Here is a 16,346-nt window from a genome sequence, read left to right as displayed (position 1 = left end):
GAGAGTGGATAATATGAAAAAAAAACTGTTAATTTATGCACACTATTACATTCCTGATGTGGCTTCAACAGGTCAGATTCTGAAAGAGTTAGCAGAAGGAATGCTTGATGCATTTGAGATAACTGTAGTATGCGTTGTTCCGTCGTATTCCGGAAAGGTGGCTGAGGAATATCGGACAAAGCTGTTCTACAGAGAAGAAATCAACGGTGTAAATATAATTCGTATTCGAGTCCCCGAATTTTCAAAGAGTAATAAAACTAGTAGAATTAAAAATATTTTAGCTTACTTCATTGGAGCTATGGTGGTCACATTGAAAGTCGGAAAGATGGATTTTGTTTTCTCCATCTCACAACCCCCCATTCTGGGAGGTCTGCTTGGATTTTGGGGGAAGTGGGTGAAAAGAGCCAAGTACATCTACAACATTCAAGACTTTAATCCTGAGCAAACCATGGCTGTTGGGTATAGCAAGAATAAACTAATTCTTAAAGTGATGCTGTGGCTCGACAAAATCAGCTGTAGACGTGCAGATAAGGTAATTGTTGTTGGCCGTGATATGGTGGAGACTTTAAATACTAGATTTAAAGGCTCTAGAATTCCGAATCATGTATTTATTAATAATTGGATTGATGAGAAAGAGATCTATCCTGTACCAGATAATGACGAAAAAATAAGGGCGTTTAAAAGGGAGTATGGATTAGAAAAGAAGTTTGTAATCATGTATTCGGGCAATTTAGGACTTTATTATGATTTAGAAAATTTAATGTATGTATTAAAAGAGTTTCGAGATAGAGAGGATATAATATTCGCTTTTGTAGGTGAAGGCTCAATCCGAAAAGAATTGATTCAGATAAAGAATAAGTACGCGCTAAGTAATGTAGTATTCATACCTTATCAGAATAAATCGGATCTAATCTATAGTCTAAATGCTGGTGATGTACACTGGTGTATTAATGCCAAAGGAATTAAAGGAGTTTCTGTACCAAGTAAGCTTTATGGCATAATGGCTGCGGGCAAACCGGTGTTAGGAGTACTGGACAAAGGCTCAGAGGCACGGCTTATTATCGAGGATGCAAATTGTGGATATGTCACAATTCCTGGTGACTATGAAGGGGTCAAGGAGCTAATTGAGAAAATTACTTCGGAAGATGAAAGAATTAAGTTAGAGGATAAAGCAAGACAAGGTAGAGAATACTTAGTTAAGTATCTTACGAAAGACGTATCTATAAAAAAATATGTGATGGAGATTATGAGCAGCGGGAGGCAATAGAGTGAATTGCAACTGGTTTAAGATCTTCCTGCGAATAATTAAAGTGCGTTACGGGTCAGATCTCACACTTAATGGGACTCCAATTATTTACAGTAAATCTGGTGAAAAGCTGTCTATTGGAGATCATGTTACTATTAATTCATCGTTTCTATCAAATTTACTGGGATTGTATCAGAGAACAATCATTATAACTCGAACTTCTGATGCAGTAGTTAAGATAGGAAATCATGTGGGAATATCAGGAGCAACAATATATGCTCGTAGAAGTATAGTCATTGGTGATTACACACTTATAGGAGCAAATACAAAAATAATGGATAATGATTTCCACCCAGTTAATCCAAAAGTTAGAAGAAATACACCAAATGAAAAGATGGGTATTCAACCAATTGTAATTGGTGAGAATGTGTTTATTGGATGTAACTGTCTCATACTTAAAGGGAGTAGAATAGGAAACAACTCCGTGATCGGTGCAGGAAGTGTTGTGAGTGGAGATATTCCCGCTAATTGTGTGGCTGCTGGTAATCCCGCAAGAGTAATAAAGAAACTAGACATTAATGAACAAGGTGCAGGTCAATGAAAAAGAGAAAAATATGCTTTATTGCACAGTTTCCCCCTCCAATTCATGGATTATCTAAGGCTGTGGATACTCTATACCATTCCAATTTAGCTGATGAATTTGAATTTGAAAAAGTGAATCTAACAGATAACAATCAATTTGTTAAAAATCTATATAAGGTATGGAAGAGTAGTGCTGATCTATTCTATTTCACTATTAGCCAAACAAAAGGTGGGAACTTAAGGGATCTAGTTTTATTTAAAATGCTGGAGTGGAAAAAAAGAAAATGCCTGGTGCATCTTCATGGTGGCCGCTACCGTGAGCTAGTTGACAATGAGTTACCAAAGTGGCAAAAGAGTTTAAATTACAAAGCAATAAAAAAAATTGCAGGCACTATTGTACTTAGTTCATCTCTAAAGAGCATATTTCAAGGGATGATTGATGAAGATAAAATATATATTGTTCCAAACTGTGTGGATGATCAGTACCTCATGTCAGATAAAGAGTTTGAAGTTAAGAGTGAGGCATTAATTCATAAGGAAGTCCTACAAGTGCTATACCTTAGTAACTTTATAAGAAGTAAAGGTTACCCGCAAGTTTTAGAAATGGCAACGTTGGAGAAAGACAGGGTTGAGAAAGGTGCTAAAAAGCAGCTTCATTTTAACTTTGCCGGTCAATTTTTTGACAATAAGGAAAGAGTTTTTTTTGAAAGCTACATCAGGGAACATGAACTCAAGGAATTTATTACATATCACGGCGTTGTTAATGGACAACAGAAAAAAGATCTATTGAAACAATGCGATATCTTCACCTTACTTACTAGATATCCAAATGAAGGTCAACCAATTTCCATATTGGAAGCAATGGGAAATGGTATGATTATTGTAACGACTGATCATGCAGGTATTCCTGATATAGTCACGGATGGGATTAATGGAATAATTGTTTCGGATGATTTTAAAGAAACAAGAGCAATCTATACAAGATTATATGATTTAAAAGACCAATCTAGAATAATAGGAGTAAGAAATCGTACAACGTGTATTTCTGATTACTGTGAAATTGAATATTTAAAAAAAATGAGCTGCATTTTTAAGGATGTATAGATAATGGATAAAATTTCTTGTGTAATTACAACTTATAAACGTCCAGTCGTTACTTTGAGGCGAGCAGTTGAGAGTATTGTTAATCAAACCTACTCTAATTTAGAAATAATTATAGTAAATGATGCGCCACAGTTAATTGAATTATCCGAACAAATTCGAATAATGTTATCTACTTACACCAACTTTCCTTTAACCTATATAGTTCATAAAGAAAATATGGGGGCGTGTCATGCGAGAAACACGGCGATTAGACATGCAACAGGAAATTATGTGGCATTCTTGGATGATGATGATGAGTGGCTAACGACTAAGCTAGAAAAGCAATATAAGCTAATATGCAAGGAAGATGTAGCTTTAGTGTATTGTGATCACTATGAAATCCAAACCAATGGCGATCGAAAATTAGTAAAAGAGCCATTGGCGCGAGAAGGACTTCATACAAATGATTTTGAACGTTTATTGCTAGAAAACTTTATTGGTTCAACCTCCTACCCACTGTTAAGACTAGAGGTGGTTCGATCTGTTGGAGGATTTGATACTGGATTAAAGTCATCGCAGGATCATGACTTGTGGATTCGGATCGCTGAGAAACATACAATTGCTTACTGTAATGAACCGTTAGTAAATTATTATATTACCCAGGATTCTATTTCCTCAAATATTGAAAACAAGGTACAGGGATTTGAATACTTATTAAATAAGTATGAACAACATTATAAAGAAAATACTAGTATTTATAATTATAGACTAAACTATATTGCATACTGCCTTCTAAAAAGCAGACATTTTAAAAGTTATCTGAAATTTACTGTGCAAGCATTTAAAGTAAAATTATTTTGTAAATACAATTTCATGATTTTGAATAAGCTAGTAAAAAAAATAAAAAGTCTAATATATTAAAAACAAGGTAATACTTCAGTGTAAAAAAATAAGTAGGTCGTGAAAAATGCGAATTTCAAAAATATTTGCTTTAAAAAGTTTAGTTATTCTACTAGTAGTTAGTTATTTACTACTTTTAAAGCCTACAGTGTGGAGTAATCAAGTTTCAGCCTGTCTAACATTATTGTTTTCACTCCTTCTATGTTTTAAAGTGAGAAAAAACATACCACTATTTATAATAACATTATTTATTTTGTACTGCAATTATAGCATTGTTTTGGGAGAGTATTTAATTGGTGGAAATTTAGGAACTCCAATGAATCAGACCAAGACCACTGAAATTTATGGATTATCAATTAATATCATGCTTCTATTCACCAGCATATTATCAGTCTTTATTGTAGGTCGTAAACGTGAATTAATTAACTTTGAAATAAAAAAATATAACAATATATTACTATTCTACTTTATAATATTTGTTTTGATTCTTGTCTTGCTTTTTGGTGTGAATAGGGGTAATTACACTTCTTATGAGGTTAGTATTACACCGATCTATGAATACTCTACACTACTACTACTTCTTTCGTATTCAGTCTCTGGAGGTTTAAAGTTAAGAAAGACTATTATAACCGTTCTTTGTGTACTGTTTATAATACAAGATTTTTATTATGGTGGTAGAATTACATCTTTGCAAATAATAATCTTTTTATTAATAACAATTTTCTTAAGGAAACTAACAATAAAAAAGGTTATTATGGGGGCGGGTATAGGTATATTTATCAATACTATTGTTCATGTCTATAGACAAAATTATTCTTTTAAATCTATAGATATAATCAATATATTTGACTCGCTGCTCAATAGTTATTTTGTTTTCAATACACCAGTATTTGCATATTACTCAACTTCTACTCATATAGCCACTTCACAAATAATTGAAAGAAATGAAAAGACAGAATCATTGTTGCAGTTTGTTAAGTTTATATTTCTTGGTTCAGAAAGAAATATAGGTGATGTAACTTACTATTCAGACTTATATTTTTCTAATATAGGTGGTGGATTAATACCATCACATTTTTATTTTTGGTTAGATTGGGCGGGTGTGGTACTAGCAACTCTAATTTTGCTTTATATACTCAGTAATATAGGAGGCTTTAGAAAAGAATTTAACAGAATTGCAACGGTGTGTTTTATATATTCAGTTCCAAGGTGGTATTTATACACTCCATTAAGTTTATTCAGACCGATATTATTATTATTTGTTTCATATATTATACTTATAGTAATAAATAAAATAATGAGCAAAGTATCTGAAACTTCCAGCTTGCGTCGTAAAAGCTAATGATGAATTTAATGTTTTGTATTGAATTACGATTCACTATGTTTTAAAATTTAGGTTAAGATTTATATAATGTTAATTTACAATATAAAATGAAATATGGGAGAATTTATAGTGAAAATAGCTGCTATACTAACTTGTTATAATAGAAGAGATGCGACTATAAATTGCATTAAAAAACTAAAACAACAATATAAGAAAATTGATATCTATGTATGTGATGATGCTTCGACAGATCTTACCAGTGAAACAATTAAAGGAACTTTTCCAGATGTTACTCTTATTGAGAGTAAGGGTGATTTATATTGGAGCAAGGGTATGTATCTTGGAATGGAATCTGCAAAATCAAAAAAATATGATTTCTACTTAATGATAAATGATGATGTTGATTTCTATGATGAGATGCTTGAAACAATGCTAACCGCATATAAATTAGCTAATCGCAGGTGTGGAATTGTTGGTAGTACAAGGTCAGTGGATACTAATGAACTTACTTATGGTGGTAGTATCTTAGTAAATAAACTAAACATTAATAGAAAAAAGTTGCTAACACCTAACGGTAAGATTCAAAAATGTGATTTTGCTAACTGGAACTGTTTTCTAATAGATAGGATCACAATTGAACGCGTGGGACTGATTGACAATTACTATGAACATGCTTTAGGAGATTATGACTATTCATGCAGAATGAAAAAACATGATATTCCAATTTATGTTGCAGGTAACTACGTTGGAACATGCGAAAGGAATCCTATCTCAAATACTTATAGGGATAGTAAACTCTCAAGAAAAAAAAGAACTTCTTTATTACTATCTATAAAAGGTCTTCCCATAAAATCTACATTTCGATTCTATTATAGAAATTATAATATAATAGGAGTTCCCTTTTTTATTTGGATATATTTACGAATTTTTATGTCTATAATATTCAAGAGAGAGTGCTAAATTAATTTGTGAGTGAATTTGAAAGTAACTGCTTGAGAGTCACTCAATCCTATTTGTCTGGTGGTTGTCATGGAGATGCTATTTATCTTTAATAACTCCAGAGGGAAGTGATATCTCCTCCTTGCATTCTAGAAAAGATCTAATTTTGACAAGATTACTGGGAAGAATATACAGATTAGAAAGATTGCTTTTCTTTTTATATGCTGGGCATAAAAAGGTAGGGAATGTACTTTATTAATTTTAAGAGATTTATGCTAACTACCGAGGCAATCATGACATTTTACTTTATTATAAACTGTGTAATTGCTATGGGGGCAGAATGATACCTATAGAACAAAAATTATATTGTAATGGCAGGTGGAGTCATGTTACCAAATGTAAGTGTTATTATTGCTGCATACAATGAAGAAAAGAATATTGCTAAATGTATAGACTCCTTAATTAATCAACAATATGAGAATATTGAGGTTATCATTGTAGATGACGGTTCTACAGATGGAACTGCTAATATATTATCAAAATATAGTACCTTCAATAATGTGAAGGTTATTAGCATTGAAAATGCAGGAGTATCAAATGCCCGTAATATCGGACTTCAACATGTGACAGGCAGTTGGATTATGTTTGCTGATGCTGATGATTACTACAATAGTGGAGCTATCCTTGCTTTAGTAACGACCGCAGAAAAAACTAAATGCAAAGTGGTACAAGGAGGTTTAAGACGAGGTCAGGAAATTGAAAAAATAAATTCACACGAATTTGTTCACATATTTGATAGCAAAGTAGTTGCTAAAGTCCTGCTTGATTATGATGCACACATATCAGATGAATACAAGATGTATGATAGGCACATGCGGTTATCAACCCACGGACCTTACGGGAAGATATTTAGCAAAGAAATAATAACCGATAATAACATTTCATTTGACACAGATATGGGGTTAGGCGAGGACTTATTGTTTTATTTTAAAGTGCTTAATTCGGTGGATCAGATTGCAATCTATGAAAATGATGTGTATGTGGTACAAGAAAATCCACATTCTTCAACACGAAAATTTAATATTAAAATGCCGGAATATGCAGTTACTTTTTCAAATAGAATCATTGAATACATGAAATCAAGTGGCATTCATGAGGATTATAAGAATAATATACACTATCAGATTTATATGCATATCATGGTAGGAATTAAATGCTGCTATTTACATGTAGACAATAATCAAAATGACTATGTAAAGGCAAAGGAATTAAGAAAGTTTATTGAATTCAGCGTGTTCCAAGAAGCGATAGAACAAAATAATAAAATAAGCACTAACTGGTTAAGCTATAGCAAACTTATGATTTGGCTATTAGCTAAAAAAAGTACGTACTTATATGTAAAGCTATTTAAACTTAGAAAGTGGATTAGAGAAGGAATTAAGAAATGAAAAAGTCTCTTGGTGTAAATGCAATTCTTAATATTATCAAAACCACTATGGGAATGTTGTTTCCATTAATAACATTCCCTTATATCTCACGCACATTACTTGTAGAGAATGTTGGGAAAGTGAATTATGCTATTTCAATTATGACCTATTTTTCACTGATTGCTGCTTTAGGTATTCATATATATGCTGTTCGTGAAGGTTCGCGGTTAAGAGGAAATAAGGAGGCGCTTAATAAATTTGTTTCAGAAGTTTACAGTATCAATGTCTTGACTTCATTGTTTGCCTATGGCTTATTGACAGTGTTGATTCTGTTTACCGATATCTTTGATGGCTATCATAAGCTTCTTTGGGTATTGAGCTTAGCAATCCCGCTTTCACTGATTGGTGCTGATTGGATTAATTCCATATTTGAAGACTATCTATATATAACTATTCGTACGATCGCATTTCAAATAATCGCGTTATTGATGATTTTTATATTAGTTAAGGATAGAAACGATTACGTATTATATTCATTATGTGTAGTAGTTTCAAGTGCTGGGGCTGGTGTTATAAACTATTTTTATACAAAGAGATATAGTTCGAGAGTATTTATATTTAATTGTAATTTTAAAAAGCATATAGTACCCATTTTAATTCTTTTTTTTACGAGCGTGGCATCAACACTTTACTCAACTGCTGACATAACAATGTTAGGTGTGATGATTAACGATTACAGTGTTGGGATATACAGCACAGCAAGTAAAATATACACTATATTTAAACAACTTTTATTTGCCATCGTAATTGTATGCCTTCCAAGATTCTCATATATGTATATGCATGAAACAAAAGAAAAATACGAAAAGATGACTAACGACGTATACAACATTATTATAATACTCGCGGTTCCGCTAATGGCAGGGATGTTTACCTTAAGTACGAATATCGTTAATATACTAGCCGGTCCACACTATTCTGATGCAATTTTAACCTTAAAGATAAAATGCATTGCAATTTTCTTTGCTATTATCGCCTATTTCTTCATGCAGCTTGTGCTTCTTCCAGCAAACAAAGAATCGTTGATATTGAAAGCAACATTATTAGCAGCATCAACGAACATAATAGCTAATTTTTTTTTCATACCCTCGCTACAAGAAAACGGCGCAGGAATAACAACAGTGCTTTCCGAGCTTATGGTATGTGCAATTGTTGTATATTATAGCCGCAAAATAATTAATATTAAAAATAATTACAAAAGCATATGGCAAACAATTGTGTCTACTGTTTTTCTAATTTTGTTTCTTAAAATTCTAAATTACTATATCGATAGCGATGTATATGTCCTAATTTTCTCCTTATTAGGAGGACTTATAATCTATTTTATATCATTATTAATATTTAGGAATGTGTATGCAATCAGGTGTATACAGATTATTAAATATAAATTCAGGAGCACAACTGTTATTAAGAAAAATTAATTGAAAGTCCATTTAAATTTCACTGTTTATTTAATTACTTAAAAGGTGCTGAAAATATGAAAATTGCAGTAGCCGGAACAGGATATGTTGGCTTAGTAACAGGAGTATGTATGGCAGATCGTGGTCATTTCGTTACTTGTGTTGATATAAATGAACAGAAAGTAGCGACAATGAATGCTGGGAAATCTCCCATTTTTGAACCTGGCATTGAAGAGTTAATGGTTAGAAATATGGACCGATTACACTTTACAACGGAATATAACACCGCATATAAGGATGCGGAGGTAATATTTATAGGTGTCGGAACGCCCGAAAAGAAGGATGGTTCAGCAAATTTAAGTTATGTATATGAAGTAGCTGTACAAATTGCGCAAAGTATTGAACGAAGTTGCGTAGTTGTCGTCAAGTCTACTGTTCCAATAGGTACGAATGATAAAATCGAACAATTAATTAGATCAAATCTTAAGAATGACGTTACTGTACATGTTGTTTCTAATCCCGAATTTCTTGCTCAAGGCTCTGCGGTAAAGGATACGTTACATGCTTCAAGAATTGTAATTGGGGTAGAGGACAGTTATGCTGCTGAAGTGTTAAGAGAAGTTTATAAAAGTTATGAATGTCCACTTGTCATTACAAATAGAAAAAGTGCAGAAATGATTAAATATGCATCTAATGATTTTCTCGCGTTAAAGATTTCCTTTATCAATGAAATTGCCAATCTATGCGAGGTTATCGGGGCTAATATTGAGGATGTTGCAATTGGAATGGGATATGACAGTCGAATCGGTAATAAGTTTTTAAATGCAGGGATAGGTTACGGCGGCTCTTGTTTTCCAAAAGACACCAAAGCATTGCATTGGTTAGCCAGCTTCCATGATTACGAGCTAAAGACGGTGAAAGCAGCTATAGATGTCAATGAAAATCAAAAATTAAAGCTTATTAAAAAGTCTAGAAAATATTTTGACAGTTTGAAAGGGTTGGATATTGCTGTATTAGGATTAACCTTCAAGCCAGGTACAGATGACTTAAGAGAGGCGCCCACTCTCGTAAATATACCATTTATGCTTGAAGAAGGCGCCAATGTAAAAGCGTGGGACCCTGTTGGAGTGGACAATTTTAAGAAATTATACCCAGTTGGTGTTAATTATTGTGATTCAATATTTGAGACGCTTAGGGATACAGATATCTGTTTTATTTTTACGGAATGGGACGATGTAAAGAAGTTAAACCTCACTTATTACAGCGACTTAATGAGAACACCCATTGTCTTGGATGGAAGGAATTGTTACGAACTACAGAAGGCTAGAGAAACACGCATTATTTATGACTCAATTGGAAGGGAAGTCATTTATAATATGTAATTTTAAAGTCATCCGGGTTATTTTTTAAGTGACTTTTTATTTTGCATTAAATTTAGTAAGGGGGTCGTTAATATTGAAACTTATCTTATTGTCCGGAGGTTCTGGCAAGCGGTTATGGCCGTTATCCAATGATGCACGTTCGAAGCAGTTTCTTAAAGTTCTTGCACATTCAAATCATAATGAGTCGATGGTCCAGCGAGTTTGGAGGCAAATTAATCAAGCCAATCTGGCACAGCATACGATTATTGCAACTGGTAAAGCGCAGGTCGACGTCATGCAAAACCAGCTTTCCTCAGATGTGCCGCTTCTTGTAGAACCAGAGCGCAGGGATACATTTCCGGCAATTGCTCTTGCGGCAACATATCTTTATTCTATAAAAAACACAAGCCTAGATGAAGTGATAGCAGTATTGCCTGTCGACCCATATGTCGAACCTCACTTCTTTAATCGTATTCAGGATTTAGAGCAGTTAGTAACAAATAGTAATACTGAGCTTGCTCTAATCGGAGCCAAGCCAACGTATCCGTCATCGAAGTATGGCTATATTGTGCCCGATGATCCAACAAGTATTAATAATTATATTCGAGTCAAAAGTTTTAAAGAGAAACCAACAGAATCCCAGGCAGAGAAACTAATTGAACAGCAAGCCATGTGGAACTGTGGGGTCTTTGCATTTAAATTAGGATATATCATCTCTTTGCTTGAATCAAAGAGTTGGCCCATACATTACGAAGAACTTCTCAAACAATATGCTAGTTTGCCTAAGATTAGCTTTGATTACGAAGTAGTGGAGAAGGCGAATGATATTATTGCCATACCATATCAAGGGTATTGGAAGGATCTTGGGACCTGGAATACACTAACTGAGGAAATGGCGACAACTGTCTTAGGAAAAGGAATAATAAGTACAGATTCGAATAATACACATATTGTAAATGAGCTCGATGTCCCAGTGACTGTGCTAGGCCTGTCTAATATAGTAGTCGCTGCGAGTCCAGATGGAATATTGGTAACGGATAAAAGTGCGAGTCCACGAATTAAGGAGTTAATTGGTTCTTATGAAGAAAGACCTATGTACGAAGAACGTCGCTGGGGCTGGTATAAGGTACTGGATTATACAAGGTATGAGGAGGGGCAAGAAGTACTAACCAAACGAATCTGTGTGCAAGAAGGGAAAAGCTCCAGTTATCAGATTCATTATAAACGCTCCGAGGTTTGGACATTTATTAAAGGAACAGGTGAGATTGTCATTAATGATCGTATAATTCCCGTTAAGGCAGGAGATGTTTGGCATATTCCCGTTGGAACAAAACATGCTGTTTATGCGTCTAGTGATATGGAGTTCATAGAGGTCCAATCTGGAAGTGAGTTAATTGAAGAAGATGTTACGCGACTGCTATTAGACTGGAAGCAGATTCAAGAACACTGCTTAAGTAGACTCTAGTGAATTCTTGGTATGAGAAATTTAAGAGAGAGAAGGTGAGAGTGTGGTTAGACAAGCGCAGAAAAGAAAACGCTGGAAACGTTGGCAGAAGTGGGTGGTCGGCACCGTTGCAGCCGTCTTATTAATTGGATTGTCTTTTGCAATATACGTATATTCTTATATTAAATCAATTAGCTTGAACGAAATAGCAGAGAGGCATCAGACAACGGAGGCTGCTGAAACTGAAGTGGAGAAGCCTGAATCAGCTGATCTGCCTGCTGTAATAAAGAAACCTGTCGAAAAAGCCAGCGATTTAATTGGAGGCCAAGAGATTAACAGTCAAGATGCGGTGGATATCGCGGCTATTCTTTTAAATTCTGGATTGTCTCTGAAAGAAATATCCTATCTTCAAGGAAACGCTTCTTATGAATTGTCCAATGAAGAAAAGCAAAAGATACGCAATCTCTTGCTCGAGAAGCTGAGTCCAGAAGAGATTGAATTGCTGCGCAGTATAACGATTAAGTATGGCAAAGGACTCGTTATTCTGAATCCTGAGTATCCGATTGAGTTCGTAGGTGAGACGGATCCGGAGCAGATAAAGAAGAATGAAGAAGCATGGGCGAGAATACAGGCGGACAATAAAAGATCTGGAAGCACGGGGATTAAGGATACGGCAACGGGTTCCAACACAACAACCCCGCCTAGTAGTGAGGATGGACCTGAATTGACACCAAATCCTTCACCGTCACAAGTATTGACCGATAATCAACTAAAGGCAAAAAATATGATTGATACAGCTTATGAGTTCAAAATGGACGAGCTGGCCGCTTCTTGTAAAGCGAGTAGCAACTCGTTAGTCAGTCAAATTGTAGCAGAATTAAATGCCAACAAAGATTCATCACTTGAAGCTATTCAGGCGGAGTATTTGAGTAAAGTGACAAAAGCGGAAGCAAAGTGTGACCAGAGCTTTCAATTAATGTTAAGCCAGGCAAAGATGGAATATCAGGATGCTGGCATTGGCTCAAGCCATCTTCCGAATTGGAATGCACAGTATTCCAAATCTAAAGCGGATGCCCGCTCAAGTGCCATAAAACAAATTGCGAGCGCCTTGAAATCCTAACCGCGGTACCTGCTAGAAAAGGTGCTAAACCGGACATGGCGTATTTTGGATTTGCAATCAAATATTTGGCAGGCCAGCTGAAAGCTGATAACCTTCATCGAGACGTTGGAGAGGTGCTTGAGCAGAGCCACCGGCAGAGAGGTGGTCTTCGACAAGGTGTTCGAACCGATTAAGCCAGGCGATGTGCCGGCTACGTACGCCTCGACGGATCAGCTGCAGCAAGCGGTAGGCTTCAAGCCGGAGACGTCGATTGAGCAAGGCCTGCAGAAGTTCGCGGATTGGTACGTGAGCTATTACGGCGTTCAATAAGAAGGATTGGTCTCATGCGCAAATGGATGTACGGAGCAGTCGTCCTGCTATGGATGGCTGTTATTATCAGCTTCTCGCATCAGACGGCGACGTCGTCGAACGAGCTGAGCTACGGCGTGACCGAGCGGCTTGTCGCGTTCGTAGAGCTTCTGGTGCCGAGCGTGGAGCTGAATGCAGTGGAGCTTCATCATATGGTGCGGAAGAATGCTCATTTCCTGATCTATCTGGTGCTGGGCATTCTGGTTATGGGCACGCTGACTAAGCTCGGCATGAAGGGCTTGCGGTGCGCGGCGGTGACGCTGCTCCTCTGTGTATTGTTCGCTGTGTCGGATGAGGTGCATCAGCTCTTCGTGATTGGGAGAGGGGCTCAGGTCCAGGATGTGCTGATTGACAGCGCCGGAGCGGTTATTGGCATGGGCCTCTACAAGTGGGTTGCGCGCATGAGAGGCAGGTCTGCTGGCGAATAGCCGCTTTTTTTGTTTCATAGTGGGACAGCTAGAGTAGGGAGGTAGCCATCATAGCATGACGAGAGCTCAGAGAATATCCATCATTGTTGTGGCGTCACTGGCTGTGCTGGGTCTGGCCGCTTATGGCACGGTCGGTCTACTGGCCAAAATAAATCAAGTCAACCAGCTAAACGGTCAGTTATCCGCCGCTGATCTAGCGAGCAGCTCCGTGGCACCGGACGCTTCGCCCGTCCCCGCGGCATCGGAGCCAGCCTCCGGCGCCGAAGCGGAGGAGGGGTCGGCCCCGGCGGAGACGACTGCGCCTGCGGCGAGCAAGCGCCCCGCCAGCGTGGAGACGGCGCGCCCCGCGCCAGCGTTTGACAAGCCTGCCGGGCAGCCTGCGGCTCCGGCGGCGACGGCTGCGCCAACAAGCTCCGGCGGCCAAGCCGGCGGGGGAGCTTCGCCCGCGCCGGATGATGCGAGCAAGCGCAAGGCGGCCATCGACGGGAACGTGCAGGCCGATATGGAGGTGCTGCGGGCTGCGTGCAGCTCCAAGAGCGCCGGGCTTGTCGCGGACATTAAGGCGGAGCTCGCCTCCAATCCGGATGCGACGATTGAGACGATTACGAGCCAGTTTCTAGGCAAGGTGGCGCTGGCAGAAGCGGAATGCGACGCGAAGTTCGCCGGGCTGGTGAGCGACGCGAAGGCGCAGTATCAGGAAGCGGGCTTGTTGGCCAGCGAGCTGCCGGATTGGTCCACCGCCTACGAGAGCGCCAAGGTGCAGGCTCGGTCGAAGGCTTTGGTGGAGATTGCCGGCGCTTTGCAATAGACAAGCTTATACGGGATGAAGAGGAGAATTGGCGATGAAGATGAAATCTTGGGCAATGTTCGGCTTGCTGTTGATGGTTCTGGCTGCGAGTCTGCCGCTTCAAGCGGCGGCCGCCACGACGACTACTGCGACGACGGTGCAGGTGAAGACGCAGGCGGTGAAGCTGGTATTTGACGGGCAGGAGCTGTCGCTTCCGGAAGGGCAGCATTCTTTTATCCACCAGGGCCGCACGTATGTGCCGATTCGTTATCTGTCCTACGCGCTGCTGAAGCAGGTGGTGTGGAATGGCGAGAAGAATGAAGTGACGGTGTCGGAGCCGACGGAGGACGAGCTGCTGGAGCTGAAGAAGAATCTGAAGCTCGCAACGGGCAAAGCGATTGCCAAGGAGCAGCAGACGTTGACGATGAAGGTGAAGGCGGCTTCGCTGGTCTTCGACGGGGAGGCGAAGAAGCTTCCGGCTGGTCAATCGTTGTTCATCCTGCAGGGCTCGATCTATGTGCCGCTGCGCTTCCTGGCGGAGTCGATCGGAACTGACATTGGCTGGGACCCCCTGACGAGAACGGTGACGGGAGAGTCGGCCGTGTATCGGGCGGAGCAAGAGAAGGCCAAGGAAGAGAAGACGGATGAGAAGAAGGAAGCGGATGCGGGTAACGGCGTTGTCGGCGGGATTCCTGGAGCAGGCGGCGGTGGCGGTGGCTCGGTGGTTAAGCCTACATACGAGCAGATTACGGCAAGCGCGGAAGCCTCCCTCCAGTCGCTGAAAGCGGGCTGCCAGAGCACGCTGATGTCGCTGGCGGTCAGCTATTTGAATGCTGACGCCGCTGGGAAAGTCACGGTGAAGGCGCAGGCGGAGCAGGAGCTGGCAAGCTGCACGGTCCAGTTCGAAGCAGTCCTCGCGGATACCAGCGCGAAGCTGACGGCGAACGGCTACAGCACGGCTGTGATTGCGGAGTATCGTTCAGCGTTCGAGGCAGAGCTGGCAGCAGGCAGAGCACTGGCGGGGATGTAGTTTTTTTAGCTAAGCATCATCTCATTAGGCCTTCGGCTTGTGGGTTCGGGGAGATCCGACTTACTTGCTGGAGGTCTTTTTTGGGATGGGGTGTTCGATATGGTGAACGATCGTCCATACCTCCTAAGAATCTATGAATTTAGGCTTGTTTTACTAGCAAAACGTGGTAATATAAGACCTATAGAAGCAATGCACGATAACGGCAAACCTGTCGAAAGATAGGGACGCAAAGCTACAGGGCCTTCCGATTGATGGCAGCCAGCTACCGAATGGATATGCTTTTTGTTTATTTATAGGACTATATTGAACAAATCTAGTACCCTATTGAACGACTAGACAACTTTACACGACAATGGCAAACCTATCGAAAGGTAGGGACGCAAAGCTATAGGGCCTTCTAACAAGATGGCAGCCTGGCCACCGAAGGGAGTTTTGTCGAATGAGAAAATTCGTTCTGATGTTGATTGCAGCATTCGTCTTGTTCGCGCCGGTACATGCAACTGGGGCTGATGCAAGCGCGTCGGCGACAGCTTGGCTGGATAACACGAAGCTTGCGCAAGGGGTTGTAGCGGTATCCTACGACGTGAAAGCGAATGTGAAGACCAAGGTTATGATTACGAAGGGCAAGGAAAGCTATACGTACAACCTCCCGGCCGGCAAGAAGACGGAGCAGTTCCCCCTTCAGCTCGGCAACGGCGACTATAAAGTCATGGTGCTGGAGAACGTGTCCGGCAAGTCCTACAAGGTGATCAAGCAAGCTTCGGTGAAGCTGAACCTGAAGGATGAGAAGGCTGTCTATCTGAATTCGGTTCAGAACGTAAGCTGGACAAGCACGAACAAAGCGATTGCCAAAGCCCAGGAGCTGGC

General features: G+C 39.2%; 15 protein-coding genes, 1 pseudogene and 2 riboswitches (1 of these 18 running past the window's edge). All 16 genes and pseudogenes read left to right on the top strand.

The genetic code is table 11. The features are described from left to right. The first annotated feature begins 13 nt into the window (after positions 1–13). A complete protein-coding gene (locus tag AB1S56_RS00105; protein ID WP_340872969.1) occupies positions 14–1,267 on the top strand; it encodes a glycosyltransferase family 4 protein in 1,254 nt (417 codons plus the stop codon). Between the two features lies 1 nt (position 1,268). Continuing rightward, positions 1,269–1,847: an acyltransferase gene (locus AB1S56_RS00100; RefSeq protein WP_340872970.1), complete on the top strand. Its 579-nt coding sequence runs from the start codon at positions 1,269–1,271 to the stop codon at positions 1,845–1,847. After that, the gene (locus AB1S56_RS00095) at positions 1,844–2,932 is read left to right on the top strand and encodes a glycosyltransferase family 4 protein (protein WP_340872971.1); all 1,089 of its coding nucleotides are present in this window, start codon (positions 1,844–1,846) and stop codon (positions 2,930–2,932) included. The genes AB1S56_RS00100 and AB1S56_RS00095 overlap by 4 nt, the downstream gene beginning before the upstream one ends. Positions 2,933–2,935: 3 nt before the next feature. Next, positions 2,936–3,832: a glycosyltransferase gene (locus AB1S56_RS00090; RefSeq protein WP_340872973.1), complete on the top strand. Its 897-nt coding sequence runs from the start codon at positions 2,936–2,938 to the stop codon at positions 3,830–3,832. A 46-nt stretch (positions 3,833–3,878) separates the two neighbouring features. After that, positions 3,879–5,153, top strand: coding sequence for a hypothetical protein (locus AB1S56_RS00085; RefSeq protein WP_340872974.1), 1,275 nt, complete (start codon positions 3,879–3,881; stop codon positions 5,151–5,153). A 111-nt stretch (positions 5,154–5,264) separates the two neighbouring features. After that, positions 5,265–6,095 carry a glycosyltransferase family 2 protein gene (locus tag AB1S56_RS00080; RefSeq protein ID WP_340872975.1) on the top strand — a complete coding sequence of 277 codons (831 nt, stop codon included), beginning with the start codon at positions 5,265–5,267 and terminating at the stop codon, positions 6,093–6,095. 365 nt (positions 6,096–6,460) lie between these two features. Further along, entirely contained in the window at positions 6,461–7,522 is a 1,062-nt protein-coding gene (locus AB1S56_RS00075; protein WP_340872977.1) for a glycosyltransferase family 2 protein, read from the top strand. Then, positions 7,519–8,982, top strand: coding sequence for a flippase (locus AB1S56_RS00070; RefSeq protein WP_340872979.1), 1,464 nt, complete (start codon positions 7,519–7,521; stop codon positions 8,980–8,982). The genes AB1S56_RS00075 and AB1S56_RS00070 overlap by 4 nt, the downstream gene beginning before the upstream one ends. A 56-nt stretch (positions 8,983–9,038) precedes the next feature. Then, on the top strand, positions 9,039–10,343 hold the full coding sequence (locus AB1S56_RS00065) for a UDP-glucose/GDP-mannose dehydrogenase family protein (protein ID WP_340872980.1): 1,305 nt from the start codon (positions 9,039–9,041) through the stop codon (positions 10,341–10,343). A 73-nt stretch (positions 10,344–10,416) separates the two neighbouring features. After that, positions 10,417–11,787, top strand: a complete 1,371-nt coding sequence (locus tag AB1S56_RS00060) for a sugar phosphate nucleotidyltransferase (RefSeq protein WP_340872982.1) — start codon at positions 10,417–10,419, stop codon at positions 11,785–11,787. Between the two features lie 43 nt (positions 11,788–11,830). Then, complete coding sequence (locus AB1S56_RS00055) at positions 11,831–12,886, top strand: hypothetical protein (RefSeq protein WP_340872984.1); 1,056 nt, start codon at positions 11,831–11,833, stop codon at positions 12,884–12,886. 39 nt (positions 12,887–12,925) lie between these two features. Continuing rightward, positions 12,926–13,195 (top strand): annotated as a pseudogene (locus AB1S56_RS00050) (hypothetical protein); the annotation flags it as partial. Positions 13,196–13,209: 14 nt separating this feature from the next. Next, on the top strand, positions 13,210–13,662 hold the full coding sequence (locus tag AB1S56_RS00045) for a VanZ family protein (protein ID WP_340872986.1): 453 nt from the start codon (positions 13,210–13,212) through the stop codon (positions 13,660–13,662). Between the two features lie 55 nt (positions 13,663–13,717). Beyond that, positions 13,718–14,470: a hypothetical protein gene (locus AB1S56_RS00040; protein ID WP_340872988.1), complete on the top strand. Its 753-nt coding sequence runs from the start codon at positions 13,718–13,720 to the stop codon at positions 14,468–14,470. 34 nt (positions 14,471–14,504) lie between these two features. After that, positions 14,505–15,479: a copper amine oxidase N-terminal domain-containing protein gene (locus AB1S56_RS00035; RefSeq protein WP_340872990.1), complete on the top strand. Its 975-nt coding sequence runs from the start codon at positions 14,505–14,507 to the stop codon at positions 15,477–15,479. 191 nt (positions 15,480–15,670) lie between these two features. Further along, a riboswitch (cyclic di-GMP riboswitch) is annotated at positions 15,671–15,749 on the top strand. A 74-nt stretch (positions 15,750–15,823) separates the two neighbouring features. Further along, positions 15,824–15,904: riboswitch (cyclic di-GMP riboswitch) on the top strand. 14 nt (positions 15,905–15,918) lie between these two features. Further along, positions 15,919–16,346, top strand: partial view of a transglutaminase-like domain-containing protein gene (locus tag AB1S56_RS00030; protein WP_340872991.1) — the 5' portion only. 382 nt of this gene lie beyond the right edge of the window; the window shows 428 of its 810 coding nt (coding positions 1–428); the start codon lies at positions 15,919–15,921; the stop codon falls past the right edge of the window.

Source organism: Paenibacillus sp. PL2-23 (assembly GCF_040834005.1).
GTDB lineage: Bacteria > Bacillota > Bacilli > Paenibacillales > Paenibacillaceae > Pristimantibacillus.
This window is presented reverse-complemented; position numbering and strand designations above follow the sequence as displayed.